Source organism: Rothia sp. HMSC064D08, assembly GCF_001809525.1.
GTDB lineage: Bacteria > Actinomycetota > Actinomycetes > Actinomycetales > Micrococcaceae > Rothia > Rothia dentocariosa.
On sequence record NZ_KV797897.1, the window covers coordinates 1 to 298 of the forward strand.

The following is a 298-nucleotide window of genomic DNA, read 5'->3' on the forward strand; positions in this document are numbered from 1 at the left end:
GGGTTGTTTGGTAAAAACCACCGTTAAACACAAAAAAGCATGGGCGAAAGCTCCCCACAGGAAACCCCCACCCATACTTACCTCTAAACAAAATATTTATTGCGGCAGCCATCTACTCTCCCACACCCACCAAGATGCAGTACCATCAACACCACAGGGCTTAGCTCACCAGGTTCGAAAAGGATACTGGGCGTTTCCCCCAAGCTATCACCACCGCAAAACCACCAAACAACAACCCACCCCACAAAAACGAAAAGGGGCCCAGCTTGTTGTTTCAAAACTATACAGCGAACGCAAA

Annotated in this window: 1 rRNA gene; it reads right to left on the reverse strand. The window is 48.3% G+C overall.

The features are described from left to right. Window positions 1-99: 99 nt before the first annotated feature. Window positions 100-218: ribosomal RNA gene (gene rrf, locus HMPREF2625_RS05435) — 5S ribosomal RNA — on the reverse strand. Window positions 219-298: the final 80 nt, after the last annotated feature.